Genomic DNA, 25333 nt, shown 5'->3' with positions numbered 1-25333 from the left:
ACCCACGGTGGCCTCCTGAGCCACCTTGCAAGGAGCACAGCGATGATTGTTCGCAACTTGGAAGAAGCCCGCAAGACGGATCGCCTGGTCACCGCCGAGAATGGTAACTGGGACAGCACGCGCCTGGTGCTCGCCGAGGACAAGGCAGGCTTCTCGTTTCACATCACCCGGATCTTTCCGGGGACCGAAACCCACATTCACTACAAGAACCACTACGAAGCCGTGTTCTGCTACGAAGGTGAAGGCGAAGTGGAGACCATCGCCGATGGCAAGATCTGGCCGATCAAGGCTGGCGACATCTACCTGCTGGATCAGCACGACGAGCATCTGCTGCGGGGTAAGGAAAAAGGCATGACCGTGGCCTGTGTGTTCACGCCGCCGCTCACCGGTAAGGAAGTGCACCGCGAAGACGGCTCCTACGCGCCGGCCGACGAGTAAAACCCGGTAAAAGATGAAGAGGCAGCCCATGGGCTGCCTTTTTGATGGAACGACGATGGGAATCAAGCGTAACGGCTGGGCAGTGAGCGAGCACATCATCCTCCCGTCCTATGGTTCGCATAATATATATTATGTTAAATAAGCGACGTATCGATCTAAAACACGGCGTCGCATTGGACAAGCAAGCGCACTTCTTCATATCATTCGTGCTCTCGATTGTTAAGGAATCTCCTCGTTATGCGTCCACGTATTGGTTGGCTGATGGCAGGTATGCCGCTTCTGTTGGCAGGTTGCGCGATGAATCAGCCGGAGTCGAACGAACCCCCGCCCCTCAGCGAGGCCACGTTCGACGCGCGTATTGCGGAGCTTCAGGCATCGCTCACCCAGCAGTGCGACGTCTCGAACCTGGAGAGCCGCCAGCTCGATCACCACCAGATACTCTTGTCCAACGTGCACGAAGTGGGCAGCCTGCTGCGAGCACTGCGCAGCGACATGGCAGAAATCGAGGCGCGAAACGAAGAGCCGGTCATCATTCGCGAAGAGTGCGAGGTCGCCCAGGTGATGGATGACAAGACACTGCTTGGGCGCAGCGAGTGGGTCGGCTTTCCCGCCATTGGCACCTACCTGAAGGCGCGTATCGACTCTGGCGCCAATACCTCGTCATTATCCGCCACCGACGTCACACGCTTCGAGCGTGATGGCGAGAACTGGGTACGCTTCAAGCTGGCGCTGAACGACGATGATGTGGTGGTCGATCGCGTGCGCGATGAGTGGATCGAGGCGCCCATTCAGCGCCGGGTGCGCATCGTGCAGGCTTCCGGAGAGGAGTCGCGCCCGGTGATTTCACTTCTGATGACGCTGGGGTCGATCCGCGAGAACGTCGAGTTCACCTTGAATGATCGCACGCACCTGGACTTTCCGGTACTGCTGGGCCGGCGTTTCATGATGGATATCGCCACCATCGACGTGGCGCAGACCTATCTACACGAGCGGCCCGAATTTCCCGGCGGCGAGCCCGCCGACCAGGCGGCGGACGATGAAGTCGCCGATGATCAGGACGACAAGGAAGAGTAAGTGCCCTCCTCCTTGGACCTATGCTGAAAGGAATCTCAATGTCACGCTTGCCCTTCTACTTGATCGTCGGCTTTTTGCTGCTTGCGGGAATCGCCACCAGCATTCATCGTCATATTCAGTTCGAGATCCCCTGGGTACCCGGTGAGCAGCGCCAGGTATGGGAAATCGAAGCGGTCATCACCTTTAATGCCCAAAACGGCCCGGTCCAGGTGGATCTGGCGCTGCCTGCCAATCAGGCCGGCTACCGCGTGCTGACCGAAAATACCGCCTCGTCGGGTTACGGCCTCTCCTATAGCGCCGATGAGCTTGGCCGCCAGGCACAGTGGACGATTCGCGAGGCGGCCGGCAGCCAGCAGCTCTACTATTCGGTGCAGATGCTGGTCGCGCCGGATGCCCGCGCGCCAAACCAGCCGCCGCCGGGGCTCGCTACCCCCACACCTTGGGAAAGCCCTTACGAAACCGCCGCCGACCAGCTCATCGAGCGCGCTTGGGCGCGCAGCGCCAACAACGCTACCTTCGCGCGCGAACTGATCCTGGACATCAACGGCGAGCGTCAGGGCGAGAACGCGCGTCTTCTGCTCACCCAGGAAAATCCTTCTGCGCTGATCGTGCGCCTGCTCAACCAGGCCGGCGTCCAAGCCCGTGAAGTGAGCGGCCTGATGCTCGAGGATGCTCGCCGTCGCCAGTCGCTGTCGAGCTGGATCCAGGTGTTCGACGAGCCCGGCGAGCAGTGGGCAATCTTCAACCCGACGACCGGCGAACGCGGGCGCCCGGAAAACCTGCTGCTGTGGGAAACCGGCGGTCGCGCGGTGCTCGAGGTGGAGGGTGGTACCAACTCCCAAGTCAGCTTCTCGATGCTCACCCACAATCAGCCCGCCTCGGCCGCGGTGCGCAATCACCGCTCACAGGATACGCTGTTGAACTTCTCGATCCACAGCTTGCCGCTGGAGGAGCAGGCGCTGTTCCAGACCATCTTACTGATTCCGATCGGCGCGCTGGTCGTGGTGCTGCTGCGGGTGTTCATCGGGGTGAAGACCTCCGGTACCTTCATGCCGGTGCTCATCGCGCTGGCCTTCATCCAGACCACGCTCCTGACCGGCCTGATCGGCTTTCTCTTGATCGTCGCGGTAGGCCTGGTCATTCGCAACTATCTGTCGTACTTGAATCTGCTGCTGGTGGCCAGGGTGTCGGCGGTAATCATCACGGTGATCGCAATCATCGCTGCCTTCACCGTGCTGGCCTATCGCATGGGGCTCTCCGCCGGCCTCACGGTCACTTTCTTCCCGATGATCATTCTCGCCTGGACCATCGAGCGGATGTCGATCCTGTGGGAGGAAGAAGGCCCCAAGGAAGTGTTGATCCAAGGCGGCGGCAGCCTGCTCACGGCGGTGCTGGCGTACCTGGCCATGAACAACCCGTGGATTCGCCACATCACCTTCAACTTCCTCGGCGTGCAGCTGATTCTGATGGCGTTCATCCTGCTGCTGGGCAATTACACCGGCTACCGGCTCCTGGAGCTTCGTCGCTTCAAGCCGATCACTGAAGACGAGAAGCCCTCATGAGTTGGCTTTCGAACTGGACCTGGCCAACTCGCCTGCAGGACAAGGGCATCATCGGGATGAACCGGCGCAACATTCGCTACATCGGCCGTTACAACTCTCGCAAGCTCTACCCGCTGGTCGACGACAAGCTCAAGACCAAGCTACTGGCCGAGAAGTACGCCATCACCACGCCCAAGCTGATCGGCACCGTCTCGACCCAGTTCGGGGTGAAGCACATCAGCGCGATGCTCGCCGGCCACAACGGCTTCGTGATCAAGCCTGCCAAGGGCAGCGGCGGCAAGGGGATTCTGGTGATCGAGAAGGTCATCGACAACGAGTTCGTCAAGCCCAGCGGTGCGCACCTGACGATCACCGATGTCGAGCGTCACGTGTCCAATATTCTCTCCGGGCTCTATTCGCTCGGTGGTTCGCCGGACGTTGCGCTGATCGAGACGCTGATCAACTTCGACGAAAGCCTGATGGAGTACACCTACGAAGGCGTACCGGACATTCGTGTCATCGTTTTCAAGGGCTACCCGGTGATGGCGATGATGCGCCTGTCCACTGCCGCTTCCGATGGCAAGGCCAACCTCCATCAGGGTGCGGTGGGCGTGGGGCTCAACATCGCCACGGGGGCAGCGCTCAGAGGCGTGCAGTTCGACCGCCCCTGCTACAGTCATCCGGACACCGGCCATGACCTGGCAAGCCTGCGCGTACCCCAGTGGGACACCCTATTGAACCTGGCCGCAGGTTGTTATGAGATGACCGGGCTCGGATACCTGGGTACCGATATGGTGCTCGACCGAGTACACGGCCCCATGCTCCTTGAGCTCAACGCCCGTCCGGGACTCGCCATCCAGATGACCAACGGCGAGGGCCTTCGCCGCCGGCTGGACTTGATCGAACGCCAGCCCGACGGCGTGAGCGCCCAAGAGCGCGTGGCCTTTGCCCGGCACCACTTCGCTCGCCAGAGTGAGCTGGGTGCCTCGCCTGACACGACGGCAGCGAACGCGTAAACTAGATGTCTATCGTTCAGGGCGAGTCGTCATCATCATGAATACCAGCGCGTTACTCCAGCAGGCAGAATCCCAGTGCATCACGCGAGGCGTTCGCTTCACACCGATTCGCCGTCGGGTACTGGAGCTGATCGTCGACAACGGCGGCGGCCTCAAGGCCTACGACCTGCTCGATCAGCTCTCGAGCGAACACGCTTCTGCCCGGCCACCCACGGTGTACCGCGCCCTCGATTTTCTGATCGCCGAGGGCTTCGTGCACCGTATCGAGTCGCAGAACGCCTATATCGCCTGCGCCTGTCCCGAGCATGCCCACGGCTTTCAACTGCTCATCTGCCGGCGCTGCGGTCATGTCGAGGAACTTCATCTCGACGCCATCAGCGAAGAGCTTGGAAGTCTCGCCAAGGAGCGAGGCTTTCATATCGAACGCCAGACCATCGAGCTTCAGGGCCTGTGCGCCGAGTGCCGCGCGAACGGCGGCAAGTAGCGCCCTGCTCTCCACCCTTGCCATTCGAGTACGCTGTCATGTCCCGCTTCGACCCGCTTCCCCCTACGACTCTTTTCAAGGCGCTGGAGTCCGCCACCTGCGATGAGCCGCTACCGGCCACGAAGGCCCTTCTCGATGCCGCCAAATTCAACGCCGATGGGCTGCTGCCGGCCATCGCCCAGCAGCATGATAGCGGCGAAGTGCTGATGATGGCATGGATGAACCGTGAAGCGCTTGAGGAGACGCTCTCGACTCGGCGCGTGTGCTACTACTCGCGCTCGCGTGGCAAGCTCTGGCGCAAGGGTGAAACCTCGGGCCAGCAGCAGGCGCTGGTGAGTGCCGCTCTCGATTGTGATGGCGACACGGTGCTGGTGAAAGTCGACCAGACCGGACCTGCCTGCCATACCGGGCGCCGCAGCTGCTTCTATATCACCCTCGATAGCGAAAAGGCCGCCATCGACAGCGAGCCGCTGATCGACCCCGCAACGCTGTACAAGAAGAGCTGAATGAATATCTTGCAGGCGATCGGTAAGAGGCTCGGCAAAGCGCTGGGTGCCGTGCTGATTGCCTTGGTGAAGGTGTACCAGTATACCTTAAGCCCCCTGCTCGGCCCGCGCTGTCGCTTCTGGCCGAGCTGCTCGAGCTATACCGTCGAGGCCATCCAGGTCCACGGCCCGCTGAAGGGGGGCTGGATGGCGCTCAAACGCATCATCAAATGCCATCCGGGCAGCGCCGGAGGGATGGACCCGGTACCCGGCGGTCGCAGCGAAGCGCTGTGTCGCGAAGATGAGAGCAGTGCCGCGCAAGCCCCTTGCGGCCGCCCTGCCCGCCGGAAAAAATCCTAGGCGCTGCGCGCCACCTGATAGATACGCTCGAGCATGGCGTGCAGGCCGTTGCTGCGCGTAGGCGACAAGTGCTTGTCGAGACCCAGATCCTGCAGGAAGTGCGGCTCGGTGGCACGAATTTCTTCGGCGGTGCGCTCGCTGTAGATGCGCAGCAGCACGCCGATCAGGCCCGAGACGATCGCGGCATCGGACGTCGCCTTGAACACCAGTTTGTCCCCGTCGGTCTCACAGTTCATCCAGACGTTGGACTGACACCCCTGAATCTTGTACTCCTCAGTCTGCCACTCGACAGGAAACGCGGGCAACTGCTTGCCCAGGTCGATGATGTACTGGTAGCGATCCATCCAGTTGTCGAACATCTCGAATTCGTCGATCAGTTCCTGCTGGGCAAGCTCGGGGCCGGGCGTGCTCATGGTCTCTCCTTGAAGCTCAAACGTTGAATTGGTCGCCATTATAACGCTCAAGGCCGCTCTTTTGTGAGCAAGCCGCCAAGGCGGTGGCGCTGCTGCTCGGCGTGCCACTCATCAGCTTCGGTATGCAGATAGCGGCTGGTGGTCTCGAGCCGCGCGTGGCGCGCGCTCTCGGCCAGATAGCGCAGGCTCACGCCGGCCTGGGCCTGATGGGTGATCGAGGTGTGGCGCAGCCAGTGCGGGGTTGCGCACCTCAAGGCCTCGACATGTTCGCCAGCGCCCTGCTCTACTTCCAGTGTCAGCGCAGCCTCCGAAAACGACCTCTTGATCAGCCGATAGAGCTGGTTGTCGCTGATGCCGCGAACGCCGTCGAGGGCACGAAGAAGTGGCGTGGTCTCGTCGAAGTCGGGCGTCGACGAAAGCCCGAGTGCCTGACGCCAGTCGGCAAGCGCTTGGCGCATGTCCTCGGGCAGCGGAATGCGCGCGCGCTTGTCGCCCTTGCCCGTGACCTCCCACCACCAGCGCCCTTCCCGGCGAACGAAATCGCTCATCCTGGCCGCGGCCATCTCGCTGATGCGCGGGGCCAGTAGATAGGCGAAGCTGAAGATGAACCGTCGCCGCGACCATTCGAAGCGCTGCCGGGCGCTGGCACCCTCCTCCAGCTCTCGATTCAGCCATCCCCAGAGCCACTGCCACAGATCCTGCTCCAGGTAACGCTCCACGCCGGCAGTCTGGTTGTCGAGCCGGCGCGACTTGTCGCGCATCAGCTTGAAGGGGTTGTGTGCCACCCACCCCGCCTCGACCAGCCAGCCGTAAAGCCCCTGCAGAATCATCAGGCTCTGGCGTCGGCTTGCCGGCGAAAGCCCCGCCCGGAACGGACGCCACGCAAGGCTCGTTCGCGGCGCCCCCGACCCTACCCAGCGTGTCGCCGGCTGCGGGTCCTCCAGAAACGCCTCGAAGGCACGCAGCGCTTCGCGGTCCAGCTCGTCGAGGCGCCGGCCGATGCTGGCAAGCCATAACAGCAGCCGCTCTGCCTCCCGTCGGTACGCCTTGAAGGTTTGCGGGCTCGCTTGGTATTCGGCTAGCCACTGCGCCACCGCTTCGGCATCACTCCCCGCGTCAATACGCACCGGGCTTCGTGAAGCATTACTCTCCAAAGTTCTCGGTATTTCATTTGCGTGAACAACATTCCCCGCACTATCGTCCATTTGCTCGCCTCATTCACCACTCACGCAAAGTCTGCCTCTTCACGTCAATCAACTCAAGATAATACGTGTAATCTTGAATTTATAACCAATAAAATAAATATTATTACGTTTTATGTAATACGTAATTATTGTGATTTTACCTTTCCTAGCGCAAAATGGCGCTTTCATTCGGTGACAGGCAGACAACATGGCACGCAGCGGCATCCAATACGCAGACGTGCAGCAGGCGATCGATACCCTGCTGACCCAAGGCGATACGCCGAGCGTTCAACGCATTCGTGAAGTACTCGGTACCGGCAGTTTCACGACCATCAGCGAGCACTTTCGCCAGTGGCGCAGCGAACGCGAGCAGAATCGCGACGTTCCGCCACCCAAGGGCGTACCGGAAGTCGTCGTGACTGCGGCCAGCGCGCTCTGGAATCAGGCGCAGGAAGCCGCCAATCAAGCGCTCGCCCACTACCGGGAGGATGCCAACCGCCAGGTGCTCGAAGCGCGCGAGGCTGCCGAGCGCGCCGAGCAGCATGCCCTTGACGCCGAGCAGCGCGAGAAGGCGCTGACAGAACACCTGCGCCATACCGAGGCGCGCCTGGAAACATTGAGCCGTGAGCTCGCCACCGCCGAAGCTGCCCAGGCACAACTCGCCGAAGATGCCCGGCGCGGCGAACGCCAGGCCGCCGAGGCAAAAGAGTCGGAGCGTGACCTGAAGCAGCGCTATCACGCACTTCAGGACAGTGCCGTGAAGGAGCGCCAGGCATTGCAGGAGAGCTGGGAGCAGCGCCTCAAGCAAGAGGAGGAGCGCAACGAAGCCGCCGAGGGCAAGCTGATGGCCGCACTCGACACGCTGCGCCAGGAGCGCGCCCAGGAAGAGAAAGGCCAGCAGAAGCGCCTGCGCCAGTGGGAAGAGAAGTACGCCACGCTCGAGAAGGCGCTCGCCGCCGAGCGTGATCACTTGACGTCAGCTCAAGCGGCCAAGCAGCAGTTGCAAGAGCGATTGATGGCCAGAGAGCGAGAGAACGCGGCGCTGGTGGATGATTTCGACAGCGCCCAGCGCGCCTTAACCAAGATGGAAGAGCGCCTCGAGCAGGAGCGTCAACAGCGAGAGCGTGAAAGCACCTGGCAACGCCAGCTGGATGAGCAGATCGAAGCGCTGCATCGCCAGCTCAGCGAACTACCCACGTCACTGCTGGCCAAAGAGGCGCCAAAAGACGCAGAGAAATGAGAAAAGCCTTTATGCCGTCATGAAAAAAACCGCCTCTCGAGAGGCGGTTTTGCGTTGATGATCAGCTCAGAGGCTTGGGCGGCTCACTCCCCGACTCGTCGGGAAGCTCCCAGGTACCGTCCTCGCTCCAGGGGTCGTTTTCCGGAAACTCCTCGATGTTGATCTCAGGCTCCGAGTAGTCCGGCTGGTAGCGCAGATCGTACTTGGCCGCGCGCACCATCGACATCATCAGAAGTACCGCGATCAGTAGTAGCGGTACGCCGCTGACAATGCTCGCGGTCTGCAGCGTCTCGAGCCCACCTAGAAACAGCAGCGACATGGGCAGAAGCGATAACGTGAATGCCCAGAACAGGCGGTGGAATTTCCCGGGCTCTTCCTCGAGGTTCTTCTCCGCCGCCGAGGAGAGAATGTAGGCGATGGAGTCGAAGGTGGTCGCGGTGAAGATCGACAGCAGCACGACTACGGCAAGAGTCACCAGCCAGGTCAGCGGCAGCTCGCCCAGCACCGCGTAGAAGGCGGCGTTGGCGGAGCTTTCGTTCATGATGGCGATGACGTCGAGGGCGCCGCTGAGCTGAAGATACAGCCCGTAGTTGCCCAGGATGATGAAGAAGAGCGCGCAGCCGAGCGAGCCGAAGAACATCGCCCCGGCCACCATGGTCTTGATCCGCCGCCCCTTGGAGATACGCGCGATGAAAAGCCCTACCGTCGGCGCGAATACCAGCCACCAGGCCCAGTAGAAGATCGTCCAGGACTCGGTGAAACCGGTATCCCGGAAATCGCCCAGGGAGCCAAAGGGCTCGGTCCAGGTCGCCATGCGGACAAGGTTGCTCAGCATCAGGCCGATAGAGTTAAGGCCCGTATCCAGAATGAAGACCGTCGGCCCCATTACCAGGATGAACGCCAGCACCGCCAACCCGAGCCACATGTTGATATCGGAGAGAACCTCGATTCCGCCCTTGAGTCCTCGCCAGGCGCTGATCGCGAACAGCGCCGTGGTGCCGCCGAGCACCGCGAGCTGACTGGCGGTATTGGGGGTGAAGCCGAACAGGTTGCCCAACCCCTCGTTGATCAGCGGCACCAGGATGCCGAGAGACGTTGCCCCGCCACCCAGCATGCCGAAGATGAACAAGACATTGATGATGTCGCCCAGCCAACTCCTGGCGAGCTTCTCGCCCAGCACCGGGCGGATCGCCTCGCTGATGCGCAACACGCGATGTTTGCGTACGTGCAGAAAGTAAGCCATCGGCAGTGCCGGCACCAGGTAGATCGACCAGGCGATCGGCCCCCAGTGGAACATGCCGTAGGTCGCCGCCCAGGCGGTGGCCTCTTCGGAAAACGGCTCGAGATGGAACGGCGGATCCTGCAGGTAGTACATCCACTCGACCATGCCCCAGAACACCACTGCGCCACCGATCCCGGCGGCGAACAGCATTGCTCCCCAGGAAAGCAGTGAAAACTCCGGTTCGCTATCCACGTCGCCGAGCTTGATCTGACCGATATCGCTGAACACGATGTAGATCATGAAGCCGAGCGAGGCGACGCCCATACCCAGATACAGCATGCCGAAGTTCTGCGACACGAACCCTTGGGCCGCCATGACCCAGACGCGTCCCATGTCAGGAAACAAGATCAGCGGAAGGGTAACCAGTAGCAGAAGCCCGAGCGAACCGAAGAAGATCGGTTTGTGAATATTGGAAAACATCGAAGGCTTATTGATGGTCGTGGCTCCCTTGTCTTGATACGACTCAGTTTTAGTATGATTCAGCGTTGGTAGGACCCATGGAAACGACGGCCTTTGCTGCATCGCCCCAAGCAATGAATATGAAATAGAGCATAAACCCTTTTTTGACAATTGTTGTACAAATGTAAAGCGTTGAGATCGGGTTTAAACGTTTTCATTGCCAACGTCGGAGCAAAAGCTGAACCAAAAAAAGCGCCCTGCCGGAGCAGAGCGCTTTTCGAAAGTAGAACGTGCGGGATCAACGATAATAGGCGTTGGTAGTATCGGTATGGTCGGTAACGTCGCGAATGCCGGCAAGCTCCGGAATACGCTCGATCAACGTCTTCTCGACGCCATCCTTGAGCGTGAGATCGACCGCCGCGCACCCCTGGCAACCGCCGCCGAAGGCCAGGATCGCCACTTTCTGCTCGGTCAGCTCGACGAGCTTGATCTCGCCCCCGTGAGCCGCCAGGCCCGGGTTGATCTCGCTGTAGAGAATGTAGTTGATGCGATCTTCCAGAGGGCTATCCGCATTCACCTTGGGCATCTTGGCATTGGGCGCCTTGATGGTGAGCTGCCCCCCCATGCGATCGGCGTTGAAGTCGACGACCGCTTCCTCTAGAAACGCCAGGCTGTTCTTGTCCAGGTAGACGTTGATCTTGTCGAGCTCGAGCAGCACGTCCGTGGGCTCTTCTTCGCCCGGGCGGCAGTAGGCCAGGCAAGTTTCCGCGTAGGGGGTGCCGGGCTGGGTAATGAAGATGCGCACCGCGATACCTTCAACGTTCTGCTTTTCCAGAAGCTCCGCGAGATAGCCTTGGGCGCTGTCGGTGATGTCGATGCCGGGCGCTTCGATAGTCGTGGTCATGAGCGGTCTACTCCTTCTGTGGTAGCGGCACGGCCGCCTCACATGTCATTTGCGGCTTATGGTAAGCAAAACCGCGGGCCGACACAATCCCGACCATTTTAGTAAACTATTCGTTCCAGGCCTGGCGCGCATCTAAGTAAAGTCCAAACGGGCATGATGTCGGGCGCTTGCGATGCTGCCCCGCCACGCGCCCTTTGATATGCTGTGCGCCGCTTGCGTGGATCGTCGCGCAGACATATCCGACTGTGTTGCTGGAGCTCCCCCTCGCCATGGCTTTACGTGAAACGACTGCATCGCTTACCCACCGCCTCACGCGGCAGATCCTGATTCTGGATGGCGGCATGGGCACCATGCTGCAAGAAGCCGGGCTGGGCGAGGAGGAGTTCCGTGGCGAGCGCTTTCACGACTGGCCGTCGGATTTGAAAGGCAACAACGACCTGCTGGCGCTGACCTGCCCGGAACTCGTGGCCCGCATCCACCGCGACTACCTGATGGCCGGCGCGGACATCATCGAGACCAATACCTTCAACAGCACCCGCCTCTCCCAGGCCGACTACGGCATGGAGGCGCTGGTCGTCGAGCTCAACCGAGAATCCGCACGCTTGGCTCGCCGGGTGTGCGACGAAGTGGCCAAAGAGACCGGCGTGCCGCGCTTCGTAGCAGGCGTGCTTGGCCCGACCTCGCGCACCGCCTCGCTCTCGCCGGACGTCAACGACCCGGCCAAGCGCAACGTTACCTTCGATGCGCTGTATGAAAACTATTACGAGGCCGCCGCCGCGCTGATCGAGGGCGGCAGCGACCTGATCATGATCGAGACGATCTTCGACACGCTCAACGCCAAGGCGGCGATCTACGCACTCGAAGTGCTGTTCGAGGATCTCGGAGCGCGTCTGCCGGTGATGATCTCCGGCACCATCACCGACGCCTCGGGCCGCACGCTCTCGGGCCAGACCACCGAGGCGTTCTGGAACTCGGTGCGCCACGCCAAGCCCTTGTCCGTCGGCCTCAACTGCGCCCTCGGCGCCGAGGAGCTGCGCCCCTACCTCGAGGAGCTCTCGAGCAAAGCGGACACCTTCGTCTCCGCCCACCCCAACGCAGGCCTGCCCAACGAGTTCGGCGAGTACGACCAGACCCCGGAAGAGATGGCGGCGATCGTCGGCGAGTTCGCCAGTAGCGGGCTGGTCAACATTATCGGCGGCTGCTGTGGCTCGACGCCGGAACACATTCGCGCCATTGCGGAAAAGGTGCGCCATGTCGCGCCGCGCATCATCCCCGAACGCTCCAAGGCGTGCCGACTTTCCGGGCTCGAGCCGTTCAACATCGAGGCGGACTCGCTGTTCGTCAACGTCGGCGAGCGTACCAACGTCACGGGCTCGGCGCGCTTCAAGCGCCTGATCGTCGAGGAGGACTTCACCACCGCGCTCGAGGTGGCGCTGGAGCAGGTGGAAAACGGCGCCCAGGTGATCGACATCAACATGGACGAGGGAATGCTCGAGTCCCGCGAGGCCATGGAGCGCTTTCTGAACCTGATCGCCGGCGAGCCGGACATCGCCCGGGTGCCGATCATGATCGACTCCTCCAAGTGGGAGATCATCGAGACCGGGCTCAAGTGCGTGCAGGGCAAGGCGGTGGTCAACTCGATCTCGCTCAAGGAGGGTGAAGCCATCTTCCGCGAGCAGGCGACCAAGTGCATGCGCTATGGCGCCGCCATCGTGGTCATGGCCTTCGACGAGGAGGGTCAGGCGGACACCTTCGCTCGCAAGAGCGAGATCTGCGAGCGGGCCTACCGCCTGCTGGTCGACGAGATCGGCTTTCCTGCCGAGGACATCATCTTCGACCCCAACATCTTCGCCATCGCCACCGGCATCGAGGAGCACAACAACTACGCGGTCGACTTCATCGAGGCGTGCCGTTTCATTCGCGAGAACCTGCCTCACGCCATGATCTCCGGCGGCGTCTCCAACGTATCGTTCTCGTTTCGCGGCAACAACCCGGTGCGCGAGGCGATCCACTCGGTCTTTCTCTATCATGCGATCAAGAATGGCCTCTCCATGGGCATCGTCAACGCCGGCCAGCTTGCCGTCTACGACGATCTGCCGGCCAAGCTTCGCGACGCCGTCGAGGACGTGGTGCTCAACCGCCGTGCGGATGCCACCGAGCGCCTTCTGGACATCGCCGACGAGTACAAGGGCGATGGCAGCAGCGGCCCGAAGAAGGAGGACCTGAAGTGGCGCAGCCTGCCGGTGAACAAGCGCATCGAGCACGCGCTGGTCAAGGGCATCACCGCCCACATCGAGGCGGACACTGAAGAGGCCCGTGCCCGGGCCGAGCGCCCCATCGAGGTGATCGAAGGCCCGCTCATGGACGGCATGAACGTGGTGGGCGATCTGTTCGGCGCCGGCAAGATGTTCCTGCCCCAGGTGGTCAAATCCGCTCGGGTGATGAAGCAGGCGGTGGCGTATCTGATCCCCTACATCGAGGCGGAAAAGAGCGAAGACACCCAGGCCAAGGGCAAGATCGTCATGGCCACGGTGAAGGGCGATGTCCACGACATCGGCAAGAACATCGTCGGCGTGGTGCTTCAGTGCAACAACTACGAGGTGATCGACCTGGGCGTGATGGTGCCCGCCGAGAAGATCCTCAAGGCCGCCGAAGAGCATAATGCCGATATCATTGGCCTTTCCGGATTGATTACACCGTCGCTCGACGAAATGGTTCACGTGGCCAAGGAGATGCAGCGCCGTGGCATGGACCTGCCGCTGCTGATCGGCGGGGCCACCACCTCGAAGGCGCACACCGCGGTGAAGATCGAGCCACAGTACGAACACCCGGTAATCTACGTCACCGATGCCTCCCGCGCGGTGGGCGTGGCCGGCAAGCTTCTCACCCCGAGTCTTAAGGCCGAGTACGTCCAGGGCATTCGCGAGGAGTACGAGGTGGTACGCGAGCGCAACGCCAAACGCCGGCCGAAAGCGGCGGATCTCGACTATACCCAGGCGCGCAAGCGCCGCTTCAAGACCGACTGGAACGAGGTCACGCCCGTCGCCCCCTTGCAGCCCGGCATCACCGTATTCGAGAACTACGATCTGCGCGAGCTTGTCGAGCGCATCGACTGGACGCCGTTCTTCATGAGCTGGCAGCTCGCCGGCAAGTACCCGAAGATTCTCGACGATGAGGTCGTCGGCGAGGCCGCGCGCAACTTGTTCGACGACGCCCAGGTGATGCTCGAGAAGCTCCTTGCCGAGAGCCATATCCATGCCCGAGGCGTGATCGGGCTGTGGCCGGCCAACACCGTCGACGATGACGTGATCGAGGTCTACAGGGATGAAAGCCGCACCGAGGTCGTCGAACGGCTCCACCATATTCGCCAGCAGACCACCAAGGGCCGCGACGGGCTCTGTTACAGCCTTGCGGACTTCATCGCCCCCAAGGAGACCGGCAAAGCCGACTGGATCGGCGGCTTCGCGGTCACCACCGGCCACGGTGTGGACGAGCTTTCCAAAGCATACGAGAAAGCCGGTGACGACTACAGCGCGATCATGGTGCAGGCGCTCACCGACCGCCTGGCCGAAGCCTTCGCCGAGCGCATCCACGAGCGGGTGCGCAAGGAGTTCTGGGGCTACGCCGCGGACGAGACGCTCGACAACGACGCGCTGATCGCCGAGAAGTACCAGGGCATCCGCCCGGCGCCGGGCTACCCCGCCTGCCCGGACCACACCGAGAAGGCCACACTCTTCAGGCTCTTGAACGCCCCGGACAACACCGGTCTGGAGCTGACCGAGAACTTCGCCATGTGGCCGGCGGCGGCGGTATCCGGCTGGTATTTCGCTCATCCGCAGTCGAAGTACTTCTCGACCGGCAAGATTACCCGCGACCAGGTCGAGGCGCTGGCGACGCGTAAAGGAATGCACCTCGAGGAAATGGAGCGCTGGCTCTCGCCGGTGCTCTCCTACGAGCCCGGCCAGAACCAGGATCGAGCCGCCGGATGACAGGATGACGCCGTCCAGACCGCCGGCGCCCAAAACCGTCAAATAGCTTTTAACGATAAAAAGATAATTATATATTCTTTCATAGAATATGCAGATATGCGTTAAGGTGACGGCAAATTACCGTCCGTCTCGACGTGACCATTTCGCTATGCAGGACCGTGCACATGTACCGTTATGATATTCACGACCAAACGCTCGTCGACGAGCGGGTAGCTCAGTTCCGCGATCAGATGGAACGTTACCAGGCCGGCAAGCTCGGTGAAGAGGAGTTTCGCCCGCTGCGCCTGCAAAACGGCCTGTATATCCAGCGTCATGCGCCGATGCTTCGTATCGCCATCCCCTACGGCATGCTGGCCGGCCATCAGCTGAAGGCCTTGGCCGAGATCACGCGCCGCTATGATCGCGGCTATAGTCACTTCACCACGCGCCAGAACCTGCAGCTCAACTGGCCGGCGCTCGAGGACGTGCCGGACATCCTCGCTGAGCTCGCCAAGGTGCAGATGCACGCCATCCAGACCAGCGGTAACTGCATCCGCAATACCACCAGCGACCAGTTCGCCGGCATCGCCAACGACGAAGTGGAAGACCCGCGCCCCTGGTGCGAGCTGATTCGACAGTGGTCCACCCTGCACCCGGAATTCGCCTACCTGCCGCGCAAGTTCAAGATCGCGGTGAGCGGCGCGGCTCACGACCGCGCGGCGATCCAGGTCCATGATATTGGCCTGCGCCTGTGGCGCAACGACGAAGGCGAGCTGCGCGTGAAAGTACTCGCCGGCGGTGGCCTGGGTCGTACGCCGATGATCGCCGAAACCGTGCGCGAGGACTTGCCCTGGCAGCACCTGCTCACTTACCTCGAGGCCTGCGTTCGGGTCTACAACCAGTTCGGCCGCCGGGACAACAAGTTCAAGGCGCGCATCAAGATTCTGGTCAAGGCGCTGGGCGTCGAGGAGTATCGCCGTCGCGTCGACGAGGAGTGGGCGCACCTGAAGGATGGCCCGCAGACCTTGACCCAAGCCGCGGTGGATGACGCCAAACGTCATTTCCCCGAGCCCGAACGTCGACCGGTCGCCGATGGCGCGATCGACGCGTTCGAGGCGCTGCGCCAGGAGAACCGGGCGTTCGCGCGCTTCGTCACCAACAACGTCACCGATCACAAGGTACCGGGCTACAAGGCGGTGACACTGTCGCTCAAGCGTCGCGAGCACGCCCCGGGCGACGTCACCGCCGACCAGATGGACGCGGTGGCGGATCTCGCTGACCGCTACGGGTTCGGTGAAATCCGCGTCACCCACGAGCAGAACCTGGTGCTGTCCGACGTGCCGGTCGACGAGATCGAAGCGCTCTGGCAGAAGCTCGAGGCGCTCGGCATGGCCAACCCCACCGTGGGCACGCTCAACGACATCATCTGCTGCCCCGGCGGCGACTACTGCAGCCTCGCCAACGCGGTGTCGATCCCGATCGCCCAGTCACTGCAGGAGCGCTTCGAGGATCTCGACTTCCTGTACGACCTGGGGCCGATCGATCTCAACATCTCCGGCTGCATGAATGCCTGCGGCCACCACCATGTCGGCCACATCGGTATTCTCGGCGTCGACAAGAAGGGCGAGGAGTACTACCAGATCTCGATCGGTGGCAACGCCACCGACGACACCTCGCTTGGCAAGATCCTCGGCCCGTCGTTCTTCCGCGAGGACGTGCCCGGCGTGGTCGAGAAGGTACTAGAGGTCTATGTCGCCGAGCGCCACGAGGACGAGCGTTTTCTCGACACCTATCGCCGCATCGGCCTGAAACCCTTCAAGGAGCGCGTCTATGCCCACTGAAGTCCAAGAGAGCGCGCCTGCGCCGGTTCACGTCGATCACCTGATCGTCGATGGCGAACTCGCCATGGAAAACGCCTGGTGCGTCTCTTTCGACGAGAGCGCCCTGCCCGAACAGCTGCCGGCCTTCGTGCCGCTGGCGCTGTGGCGCGAGCACGCCGATGACGACGAGCTCGCCCCGCTTCTGACCAGCGACACCGAGCTCACTGCCGCACTTGGCGAAGAGCTTGCGCGGGCCAAGGCGGTCGCCATCGATTTCCCCGCCTTCACCGACGGGCGTGGCTACAGCCTGGCGCGACTTCTGCGCGAGCGCTATGGCTATAAGGGCGAACTTCGCGCCGTGGGCGACGTGCTGGTCGACCAGCTCGACTACATGCGTCGCTGCGGCTTCGACGCCATGGCCCTGCGCGACGATCAGGACCCGGCGGATGCCCTGCGCGCCTTGAGCGCCTTCAGCGTGAGCTACCAGAGTGACGTCCACCAGCGCTCGGCGCTGTTCGAGCGGCGCCTGGTACAGACGCACTGAAACGCAATCGAATCAGCGCTCATGCAAAGGGCGGCCTTCGGGCCGCCCTTTTGCGTCGATCTTCCGTGACGGCGTTCAAAGTAAATCAGCCGCGACGCTTTTGCTGGCGCTCGCGGTTGTTAGTCTTGGCGCGTTCGCTCTTTCTGAGCATCACCCAGGTGGCGCTCATGCCGCCTTCCGAGGGCTGCGCCGACACGTAGGCCTGCACCTCGTCGAACTGGGCGAGCCACTTGGCCAAGTAAGAGCGCAGGACGTTGGCCGGGCTCTCGAGTTCGCGCCCCCGCCCGTGGACGATCATCACCGAGCGCAGATCGTGCGCGTAGGCCTCCTGAATGAAGGGAAACAGCATGCGCCGACACTCGTCGAGCGGGCGGCGCAGAAGGTGCAGCTGGGCCTGCACGCTGTAGCCGCCGTGACGCAGCTTGTCGACCACCCCTTGCTGAATGCCCTCGCGCCGGTACTCGATGGGATCGAGCGGGGCCAGCAGGTCGACGAAATCGTCGGAAAGAAAGTTGCTGGCGCCGAGCACCTCCTGAGCATGCTCGCGGCGTGCCAGCTGCGCCTCCGTCGGGCGCGCATGCCCTGTCCTGGTTTCCGCCCGATTACGCTTTGCCAGTGGTTTCACATCACCGACAAACGCGCGAAAATCCATGTCATCGCGAAGTGGCTGGTTCATAGCGGGCTCCTTCGATGGGGTGCGTTATGTATCCTAGCAAACCCGGGCGCCCGGCTTAAGACTTCCTGGCGCCGGCCGGCTTTCTTTTACAAGGATAGAACATGATCGTGGTGAAACGGACGTTGCTCGCCCTTGCCCTGTTGCTTGGAGCGGCAGCCGCATGGCTCTGGCTGACCATGCTCAGCCCCTGGTTCTACGAGCGCCCGGCGCATCTTGAGCCCATCGAGCAGCGCTCCCATCAGGTCTTCGTCTACGGGACGCTGACCGTCGCGCCGGTGCGCTGGGTGGTGATGCGGGCCGGCGGCGACCCCGAGACGGCGTCGCTGGCCGGCTTTCGCCGCGAAGGGCTTGACCTGACCCGGGACGAAGCTGCCACGGTATCGGGACTTGTGCTGCAGGTGACCCCGCAGGAGCTTGCCCGGCTCGACCGTTACGAGCGTTTGGGCGTGCGTTACCGGCGCGAAGAGTTGACTCTTGCAGACGGCGAGCAGGCCTGGGTCTATCGGCGTCTGGCCGAGCCGCATACCCACACCGCGACTGCGCCGAGCCGCCAAGCTCTGATAGGATACTCACAGCTGGCCGCCGACACGGCGCGCCCCATCGTTGCAAGCCCCGTTTCGAGGATACGCCATGAGTCATGACACGCCCTACATTCTGGTTCTCTACTATTCGCGCTCCGGGGCGACGCGGGAGATGGCACGCCAGGTGGCGGCGGGGGTCGAGCGCGTGGCGGGCATCGAGGCCCGGCTGCGCACCGTACCGGCGGTGTCGCCCACCTGCGAGGCGGTGGAGAGCGAGATTCCCGAGGAAGGTGCGATCTACGCCGACCACGACGATCTACGCCACTGTGCGGGCCTGGCGCTGGGCAGCCCCACGCGTTTCGGCAACATCGCCGCACCTCTCAAGTACTTTCTCGACACCACCAGCGGGCTCTGGATGAACGGCGCGCTGATCGACAAGCCCGCCACCTGCTTCACCTCGTCGTCGAGCCTGCACGGCGGCCAGGAGAGCACGCTTCTGACCATGCTGGTGCCGCTCTTACACCACGGCATGGTCTACGCGGGCATTCCCTACAGCGAAACCGAGCTGATCGAGACCCGCTCCGGTGGCACCCCCTATGGAGCCAGCCACGTGGCCGGGGCCCGCGCCGACCGCTCGGTGGACGAGCACGAGCGCGCCCTGTGCGTGGCCCAGGGCCAGCGCCTGGCCCGGCTTTCGCTCGCGCTTCACGCGATGCGCGCCGAGAAGCGTACATGAGGTGGCTCGACGACTTCGAGCGTCGCCATGGCGTCGATGCCCTGACGCACACGACGCGCCGGCTGGTACTGGCAAGCTTCGTGGTGCTGCTGGCGCTGGTGATGTTTCGCGGCTTCATGGTCCAGGGCGACGAGTATCAGTGGCGTCCGGTACTCGCTTTCGTTCTGCCGTTGATTTTGTTTTTGCCGTCGATCATCGCCCAGCGTCCTCGTGGTCACGCCTGGCTCGCCTTCGTGAGCCTTCTGTACGTGGCCCAGGGCGTGATGTTCGCCTCTGCCACGGGTCAGATGCTGCGCGGCGCGCTCGAAGTGCTGGCCGCCCTGGGGCTGTTCGCAGGCTCGCTTGGCTACGCGCGGTTTCGCGCCCGGCAAATCCGCGGCACCGCATGAGTGATGTACACTAACGTCAACAACACAAGGGAGCAGGCACCATGACCCGTAACATTGCCGACGTTCGGCGTGACTACGAAGGCCGCCACCTGGAAGAGGCCACCACCCCGACCGATCCGCTGGCGTTCTTCGGCGAGTGGCTGGACCTTGCGCTTCAAAGCGATGGCCAGGACGCCAATGCCATGACGCTCGCCACCGTGGACAGCCAAGGGCGACCCCACGCCCGGGTGGTACTGCTGAAAGGTTTCGACGATCAGGGGCTGACCTTCTACACCAACTACCATAGCCACAAGGGCAGTGAGCTCAGCAACGTCCCCTTCGCCGCCGCGACCTTCTGGTGGCCCGGCCTGTCGCGCCAGGTACGTGTCGAAGGCCCGGTCGAGCAGGTGGCAGCCGAAGAGTCGGATGCCTACTTCGCCAGCCGCCCGCGTGGCAGCCAGCTGGGCGCCTGGATCGCCACCCAGAGCGTGGTGATTCCCGATCGCAACTGGATCGAGGAGCGTCAGACCCGTTTCGAGCACGCCTACGCCGACCAGCAGATCCCGCGCCCGATCCACTGGGGCGGCTATCGCATCAAGCCCGACATGATCGAGTTCTGGCAGGGCCAGCCCAGCAGGCTTCACGATCGCCTGCGCTTCGAACGCCAGGGTGACGGCCCCTGGAGTCGCTTCCGTCTCGCCCCGTGAGTTCGCCAACGAGCCGGGCGGCTAGTCCGCCAGGCTCTCGAGGCGGTGGCGCTGCCATTCGCTGTCCGGCTCGTTGAGGCGCAGCACCGCGTCGATCACCTGCTCGTCCATGTTGTAGCGGCTCTTGAAGCCGAGCTTTTTCATCAGTGCACGCATGGGGTGATTGTCCATCATGATCTTGCCGATCATCTCGATGGTGCCGATCCCCTTGCAGTAGGCGATCATCTTCTCCATCAGCAGCCGCCCGATCCCCAACCCTTGCAGATCATCGCGCACGATGATCGAGAACTCGGTGCGAATGTTGTCGGCATCATTGTAGACCCGTACCACGCCGAGCATCTCCTTGCTGCCGTCGTCGTGTTGGTGCTCGGCGATGAAGGCCATCTGGCGGTCGTAGTTGATGTGCGAAAGCATCGACAGGTCGCGCTGGGTAAGGCTTGCCTTGTTGTGGAAGTAGCGAAAGCGGATGCTCTCCTCGGAAAGCCGGGTATGAAAGCGGGTGATCAAGGGCGCATCCTCGGCGCGAATCGGGCGAATTTCGACCCGCCAGCCGTTGTTCAGCGTCACCCATTCACGCAGCTCCTCCGGATAGGGCATGATCGCGAACCGCGCCGGCGCCCCCAGGTCCATGGCGAAATCCACCGCCAGCATGCCGTCACGGTTCAAAAGCAGCGGGTTGAGTTCGAGCCCGCGAAGCTCGGTGAGATCCGACGCCATCTGGGATAGCTTCACCAGCAGCTGGCAAAGCCGCTCCAGATCGCGCTCCACGTCCGCCGAGTGCTCGCGAATCAGCGAAGCGGCGTGGGTGCGCCGGACCACGTCGGCGGCCAGGCTCATGTTGAGCGGCGGCAGTGCCACCTGGCGATCCGCCAGCACGTTCACCTTGTAGCCGCCGATACCGAACACGATCAGGGGCCCAAACACCGGGTCGCGCGTGATGCCGGCGCAGATCTGCATCGAGTGCTTGCCGCGCTGCATGGGCTGCAGGCAGAACTCCTTGATGGCGTACTCGGGAAACTTCTCCTGCACCTTGGCGCCCAGGCGCTGCATGCCCTCCTCCACCTGCTCGGCGGTTTCCAGGTCCTGCAGAAGCCCGGCGGAGAGCTTGTGCGGATGGCGGCGGTAGCGGTAGGGCCGGCAGTTGCCCTCGTGGACCACCTTGACCGCCTTGGGACCGTCGAAATGGCCGCCGTTTTCGTGCGCCTCGTGCGGGTGCTGCAGGTAGACGCTCGGCGCGGTGGGAATGCCGTAGGCCTCGAGCACCTTGGCGGTTTCCGAATGGTTCAACGTCTGACGGCCGGCGGCGCGTGCGCGCTCGATCAGCGCGCGGCACTCGGCGCGATCCTCGGCGCGGGTGGTGAAGGTCAAGCTTGGCGGAATTTCCTGGAGCAGCGCCTGCACTCGCTGATAGTCGACCATGTGCATGAAGGCCTTGACCGCCTTCTCCGGCGAGATATAGGTCGGGATGCCCGCTGCGCTGCACAGGCCGCGCGCATTCAAGGCCTCCTTCAACCCCATCCAGCTGGTCAGCAGGTTGCGCTTGAAGCGCTTGCGCTGATCGATCAGCGCCTGTGCGGTCTCAACCGAGGGCGCGAGCCGCGTGGGCGCGTGCACCACCAGCACCGCATCGACGCCGGGGTCGGCGGTGACGATCTCCAGCGCATCGACAAAGCGGGCGGGCGTGGCGTTGCCGCCCACGTCCACCGGGTTCTCGCCGGGCTTGCTCATGTCCACCCGGCGCGTTGTGAGCGCAGCACGCGTCTCATCACTGAAGGTGGCGAGCGTACCGCCGGCGCTGACCAGCTTGTCGATGGCCAGCATCGCCGGGCCCAGCCCGTTGGAGACCACCGCAAGCCGGTCGCCGCGCAGCGGGCGCATGCGCGAGAGCGTCTCCAGCGCATCGAACAGCTCGTCGGAGTCGTCGACCCGCACCACTCCGGCCCGGGCGAAGGCGGCATCGAACACCACGTCGCGATTGATGATGCCGGGCGTCGGCGGCATGCCGGAAAGATCCGAAGCCGGCGTACGGCCGCTCTTGATCGCCAGCACCAGGCGGTTGCGCGAAGCGTCGCGCACCGAGGTCATGAAGTGCTGGGCGTCCATCACCCGCTCGAGGTGAAGAAGGATCGCCTGGGCCGGCGAGAACTGGTTCACGTAATCGATCAGATCCGGCAGCAATACATCGACGCTGTCGCCCACGGTGATCAGGTGGGAAAAGCCCGCCTCGCGCCCGGCGGCCCAGTCGATCATGGCGTTGGCGAGCATGCCGGACTGACCGAGGTACGCCACTCGCCCGGGCCTGACCGGCTGGCTGGCGTAGGAGGCGTTGAGCTTTCTGCCCGGCACGATCAAGCCCATGCACTCCGGCCCGAGCACGCGCATGCCCGAGGCGCGGGCGGCGTGGAGCATCTGCTCGCGAATCGAGCCCTCGTCGCCCTGCTCTTGATCGAGATACGCCCCGCCGGAGAGTACCAGCGCTGCCTTGACGCCCTTTCTGCCCAATTTGCCGATCAGCCGCGGTGCGCCTTCCACCCGGGTACAGATCACCGCCAGATCCGGCGTACCTGGCAGATCGCTTGCGCTCTTGAAGCAGGCGGTGCCGAACACGTCGCGGTACCCCTTGGGGTTCACCGCCCAGAGCGTGCCGGTAAAACCGCCTTCCTGCAGGTTACGCAGCACCAGGCCGCCCAGGGACTCAGGCTTTTCGGAAGCACCGAACACGGCCACGCTATGTGGTTCGAAGAAGTGGTGCAAAAAACGTGTGCTCACGAACGCCTCTCCCGAAAATGTGCCACTCTCTGTGTACGACCGAGCTATGTGTTTACGACCTATGACCAGTGTCGCGCAAGCCCACATGACGTTTAAGGTAGCCTGACGATAAACGGAGCGAGCGCATGATCACCGCCTACCTTACCCATCCCCACTGCATCTTGCACCACATGGGGCCGGAGCACCCGGAAAGCCCGGCGCGGCTCGAGGCGATACGCGCGCGCCTGTCGCTTTGCGGACTCTTGCAGCAGACCATGCAGGGCGAAGCGAAGGAGGCATCCTTCGAGGCGCTCGAGCGCGTTCACCCCGCGCGTCACCTCCGGGCGCTGGAGAAGTGCCTACCCAGCAAGGGCCTGGCGGCGATCGACAGTGATACCCTGATGAATGCCGACTCGCTCAAGGCTGCGCGGGTCGCGGCCGGCGCGGTGATCAAGGGGGTGGACCAGGTCTTTCGACGCCAGGCAGACAACGTCTTCTGCGCGGTGCGCCCGCCGGGACATCACGCCGAGGCCACCGAGGCCATGGGATTCTGCTTCTACAACAACGTGGCCGTGGGCGCTGCCCACGCCCGGGCCAGGCATGGTGCACGCCGCGTGGCGATCCTCGATTTCGATGTTCATCAGTGCAACGGCACCATCGACATCTTCAAGAACGATCCGAACGTGCTGATCTGCACGAGTTTTCAATACCCCTTCTATCCCTGGCGCTACCTGAGAAGCGAATGGCACAACGTGGTCAATACGCCGCTTGAGTCGGGTTGCGACGGTGCGGCGTTCCGAGCGTCGATCGAGCGCCACTGGCTACCCGCCCTGCACGCCTTCAAGCCCGATCTGGTATTGCTCTCCACCGGCTTTGACGCCCACCGCGACGATCCCATGGGCGACCTCTGCCTCGATGACGAGGACTACCACTGGGTCACGCAGTTGGCGATTGAAATCGCCGCGCTCTATGCCGAGAACCGGTTGGTATCGGTGCTGGAGGGTGGCTACAACCCGGTGTCGCTGGCCAGCGGCTGCGAGGCCCATGTCAAGGCCTTGCTTGGCCTGCCTTTCGCAACGCCGGCGGCCTGAGCCGCCGACAAGCTGTGGTACCATGGCGCTCCCCAGGCATTCGACAACGGGCAGAGAGCATGACGGAGAGCTATGACGAGCAGGCGGCGCTGCGCATCGCGTCAGGACGCAAACCCTTCGTGGAGCCGCTGCGTCTGGGCCTGCGCCTCAAGGAGATTCGCCTGGCCAACCAGTGGACCCTCGAGGACGTCAGTCAGCGCACCGGCCTTGCCCGCTCGACGCTCTCCAAGATCGAGAACGATCAGGTCTCACCGACGTTCAGCGTCGTCCAGAAGCTGATCGCCGGGCTCGATATCGACCTGCCCCAGCTATTCACCCCGCCCAAGCGCGAGCAGTACACCATGGGCCGGCGCGACCTGACCCGCAAGGGTAAGGGTGAGCTTCACCCGACCCCCACCTACGAGCACGAGCTTCTGGGTCATCAGCTCGCCCAGAAGCGCATGATTCCTTTCAAGACCATCGTCCGCGCCCGGGATTTCGCCGAGTACCATCAGTGGGTGCGCCACGATGGCGAGGAGTTTCTGATGATCCTCGAAGGCGAGATACTGCTCTACACCGAGTTCTACGCCCCGCTTGCGCTTGGCCAGGGCGACAGCATCTACTTCGACAGCGACATGGGGCACGCGCTGGTTTCGACCAGCGCCCAGGACGCCGTGGTGCTGTCGGTCTGCACCCGGGGCGACCTGGTCTAGCGTCATAGGCAGTTGGTGGGCTTGGGCAGCCCTGCGAGGCGAGCCACGCGGCGGGCGGGACTTTCGGGGAAAAGCCCCATCAGGTAGATCGAACTGCCCTTTTCGTCGCCCAGCGCCAGCCGGGTCGCCTTGACCAGCGCCCGCATCGCTGGCGCCATCTCGAAGCGTACGTAGAAATCCCGCGCCACGTGCAGAATTTCCCAGTGAGCCTCGGTGAGCGCAAGGCCCTCTTCTTGCGCCAGACGTTCGGCAATGTCTGGCGACCAGTCCGCTCTATTGACCAAATATCCTTCAGGGTCTAATTCGATGGTTTCTTTCATATCAAGATAACGGTATAAAATTTTATCGCTCATGTCAGTACCACGTCACGCTCCGAGTATGTCGCTCGCTCAAGGCCACGAACCCTTCAACATCGATGGTGGAAAATGCGCCGCGCCTGGCCATTTCAAGAAGCCCACGGGATGCCAGGTCCTCCTCCAAGAGGTAGAGGCGGCCCCGGCAGCGCTCGAAGCCTGGCCAGTGCGGTACGAGGCACGCCTGCACGGCCTGCTCGATCAACACCACCTCGTCTGTCTCGCTTACCACGGCGAGCATGTCGTCGGCCCGGTCGCTTGCCGGCGCCTTATTGAGAATATGCAGCAT

25 protein-coding genes are annotated in these 25333 nt (G+C 62.8%); 17 read left to right on the top strand and 8 right to left on the bottom strand.

Going from position 1 to position 25333, the window contains the following annotated elements; genetic code table 11:
* The first annotated feature begins 42 nt into the window (after positions 1 to 42).
* From GEV37_RS12095 to yidD, 7 genes are all read left to right on the top strand, one after another.
* The gene (locus GEV37_RS12095; protein WP_227390520.1) at positions 43 to 438 is read left to right on the top strand and encodes an ectoine synthase; all 396 of its coding nucleotides are present in this window, start codon (positions 43 to 45) and stop codon (positions 436 to 438) included.
* A 237-nt stretch (positions 439 to 675) separates the two neighbouring features.
* Positions 676 to 1512, top strand: coding sequence for an ATP-dependent zinc protease family protein (locus GEV37_RS12090; protein ID WP_227390519.1), 837 nt, complete (start codon positions 676 to 678; stop codon positions 1510 to 1512).
* A gap of 38 nt (positions 1513 to 1550) precedes the next feature.
* Complete coding sequence (locus tag GEV37_RS12085; protein ID WP_227390518.1) at positions 1551 to 3074, top strand: inactive transglutaminase family protein; 1524 nt, start codon at positions 1551 to 1553, stop codon at positions 3072 to 3074.
* Complete coding sequence (locus tag GEV37_RS12080; protein ID WP_227390517.1) at positions 3071 to 4069, top strand: alpha-L-glutamate ligase-like protein; 999 nt, start codon at positions 3071 to 3073, stop codon at positions 4067 to 4069. Before GEV37_RS12085 ends, GEV37_RS12080 begins: the two co-directional genes overlap by 4 nt.
* Before the next feature lie 37 nt (positions 4070 to 4106).
* Complete coding sequence (locus tag GEV37_RS12075) at positions 4107 to 4553, top strand: transcriptional repressor (RefSeq protein ID WP_227390516.1); 447 nt, start codon at positions 4107 to 4109, stop codon at positions 4551 to 4553.
* A 38-nt stretch (positions 4554 to 4591) separates the two neighbouring features.
* Positions 4592 to 5059, top strand: a complete 468-nt coding sequence (hisI, locus tag GEV37_RS12070) for a phosphoribosyl-AMP cyclohydrolase (protein WP_227390515.1) — start codon at positions 4592 to 4594, stop codon at positions 5057 to 5059.
* Positions 5060 to 5398, top strand: coding sequence for a membrane protein insertion efficiency factor YidD (gene yidD / locus GEV37_RS12065; protein WP_227390514.1), 339 nt, complete (start codon positions 5060 to 5062; stop codon positions 5396 to 5398).
* Here yidD and GEV37_RS12060 read toward each other — a convergent pair.
* Both GEV37_RS12060 and GEV37_RS12055 read right to left on the bottom strand, forming a co-directional pair.
* Positions 5395 to 5811 carry a SufE family protein gene (locus tag GEV37_RS12060; protein ID WP_227390513.1) on the bottom strand — a complete coding sequence of 139 codons (417 nt, stop codon included), beginning with the start codon at positions 5809 to 5811 and terminating at the stop codon, positions 5395 to 5397. The genes yidD and GEV37_RS12060 overlap by 4 nt on opposite strands.
* A gap of 47 nt (positions 5812 to 5858) precedes the next feature.
* A complete protein-coding gene (locus GEV37_RS12055) occupies positions 5859 to 6938 on the bottom strand; it encodes a tyrosine-type recombinase/integrase (protein ID WP_338035127.1) in 1080 nt (359 codons plus the stop codon).
* 265 nt (positions 6939 to 7203) lie between these two features.
* Between GEV37_RS12055 and GEV37_RS12050 the strand changes: the two genes are divergently transcribed.
* The gene (locus tag GEV37_RS12050; RefSeq protein ID WP_227390512.1) at positions 7204 to 8235 is read left to right on the top strand and encodes a DNA-binding protein; all 1032 of its coding nucleotides are present in this window, start codon (positions 7204 to 7206) and stop codon (positions 8233 to 8235) included.
* A gap of 61 nt (positions 8236 to 8296) precedes the next feature.
* Here GEV37_RS12050 and GEV37_RS12045 read toward each other — a convergent pair whose 3' ends face one another.
* Positions 8297 to 9937: a BCCT family transporter gene (locus GEV37_RS12045; protein WP_227390511.1), complete on the bottom strand. Its 1641-nt coding sequence runs from the start codon at positions 9935 to 9937 to the stop codon at positions 8297 to 8299.
* Between the two features lie 277 nt (positions 9938 to 10214).
* A complete protein-coding gene (nfuA, locus tag GEV37_RS12040; protein ID WP_227390510.1) occupies positions 10215 to 10820 on the bottom strand; it encodes a Fe-S biogenesis protein NfuA in 606 nt (201 codons plus the stop codon).
* 269 nt (positions 10821 to 11089) lie between these two features.
* Between nfuA and metH the strand changes: the two genes are divergently transcribed.
* The 3 genes from metH to GEV37_RS12025 all read left to right on the top strand — a co-directional run bounded on the left by metH (position 11090) and on the right by GEV37_RS12025 (position 17152).
* Positions 11090 to 14809 (top strand): methionine synthase, encoded by a 3720-nt coding sequence (gene metH, locus GEV37_RS12035; protein WP_227390509.1) that lies wholly within the window; start codon positions 11090 to 11092, stop codon positions 14807 to 14809.
* 164 nt (positions 14810 to 14973) lie between these two features.
* Positions 14974 to 16629, top strand: coding sequence for a nitrite/sulfite reductase (locus GEV37_RS12030; protein WP_227390508.1), 1656 nt, complete (start codon positions 14974 to 14976; stop codon positions 16627 to 16629).
* Positions 16619 to 17152 carry a DUF934 domain-containing protein gene (locus tag GEV37_RS12025; protein WP_227390507.1) on the top strand — a complete coding sequence of 178 codons (534 nt, stop codon included), beginning with the start codon at positions 16619 to 16621 and terminating at the stop codon, positions 17150 to 17152. The genes GEV37_RS12030 and GEV37_RS12025 overlap by 11 nt, the downstream gene beginning before the upstream one ends.
* Before the next feature lie 85 nt (positions 17153 to 17237).
* On the opposite strand, the gene smrA is transcribed toward GEV37_RS12025, so the two are convergent.
* Complete coding sequence (gene smrA, locus GEV37_RS12020) at positions 17238 to 17828, bottom strand: DNA endonuclease SmrA (protein WP_227390506.1); 591 nt, start codon at positions 17826 to 17828, stop codon at positions 17238 to 17240.
* A 101-nt stretch (positions 17829 to 17929) separates the two neighbouring features.
* Between smrA and GEV37_RS12015 the strand changes: the two genes are divergently transcribed.
* The 4 genes from GEV37_RS12015 to pdxH are packed head-to-tail and all read left to right on the top strand — an operon-like array spanning position 17930 to position 20160.
* Positions 17930 to 18469, top strand: coding sequence for a gamma-glutamylcyclotransferase family protein (locus GEV37_RS12015; RefSeq protein WP_227390505.1), 540 nt, complete (start codon positions 17930 to 17932; stop codon positions 18467 to 18469).
* Positions 18459 to 19085, top strand: a complete 627-nt coding sequence (wrbA, locus tag GEV37_RS12010) for an NAD(P)H:quinone oxidoreductase (RefSeq protein ID WP_227390504.1) — start codon at positions 18459 to 18461, stop codon at positions 19083 to 19085. The genes GEV37_RS12015 and wrbA overlap by 11 nt, the downstream gene beginning before the upstream one ends.
* Entirely contained in the window at positions 19082 to 19474 is a 393-nt protein-coding gene (locus tag GEV37_RS12005; protein WP_227390503.1) for a DUF2069 domain-containing protein, read from the top strand. Before wrbA ends, GEV37_RS12005 begins: the two co-directional genes overlap by 4 nt.
* 41 nt (positions 19475 to 19515) lie before the next feature.
* Positions 19516 to 20160, top strand: a complete 645-nt coding sequence (gene pdxH / locus GEV37_RS12000) for a pyridoxamine 5'-phosphate oxidase (RefSeq protein WP_227390502.1) — start codon at positions 19516 to 19518, stop codon at positions 20158 to 20160.
* A 21-nt stretch (positions 20161 to 20181) separates the two neighbouring features.
* Here the strand turns inward: pdxH and GEV37_RS11995 are convergent, their stop codons facing one another.
* Positions 20182 to 22929 carry a bifunctional acetate--CoA ligase family protein/GNAT family N-acetyltransferase gene (locus GEV37_RS11995; protein WP_227390501.1) on the bottom strand — a complete coding sequence of 916 codons (2748 nt, stop codon included), beginning with the start codon at positions 22927 to 22929 and terminating at the stop codon, positions 20182 to 20184.
* 125 nt (positions 22930 to 23054) lie between these two features.
* Here GEV37_RS11995 and GEV37_RS11990 point away from each other — a divergent pair, with 125 nt between their 5' ends.
* Together GEV37_RS11990 and GEV37_RS11985 are read left to right on the top strand one after the other, a co-directional pair.
* On the top strand, positions 23055 to 23999 hold the full coding sequence (locus tag GEV37_RS11990) for a histone deacetylase family protein (RefSeq protein WP_227390500.1): 945 nt from the start codon (positions 23055 to 23057) through the stop codon (positions 23997 to 23999).
* Positions 24000 to 24058: 59 nt separating this feature from the next.
* Entirely contained in the window at positions 24059 to 24691 is a 633-nt protein-coding gene (locus tag GEV37_RS11985; protein WP_227390499.1) for a helix-turn-helix domain-containing protein, read from the top strand.
* A gap of 2 nt (positions 24692 to 24693) precedes the next feature.
* Here GEV37_RS11985 and GEV37_RS11980 read toward each other — a convergent pair whose 3' ends face one another.
* Positions 24694 to 25044 (bottom strand): TusE/DsrC/DsvC family sulfur relay protein, encoded by a 351-nt coding sequence (locus GEV37_RS11980; protein ID WP_227390498.1) that lies wholly within the window; start codon positions 25042 to 25044, stop codon positions 24694 to 24696.
* Between the two features lies 1 nt (position 25045).
* Positions 25046 to 25333 (bottom strand): sulfurtransferase complex subunit TusB, encoded by a 288-nt coding sequence (gene tusB / locus GEV37_RS11975; protein WP_227390497.1) that lies wholly within the window; start codon positions 25331 to 25333, stop codon positions 25046 to 25048.

The organism is Vreelandella malpeensis (assembly GCF_020622355.1).
In the GTDB taxonomy this organism is placed as follows: Bacteria; Pseudomonadota; Gammaproteobacteria; order Pseudomonadales; family Halomonadaceae; genus Vreelandella; species Vreelandella malpeensis.
This window is presented reverse-complemented; position numbering and strand designations above follow the sequence as displayed.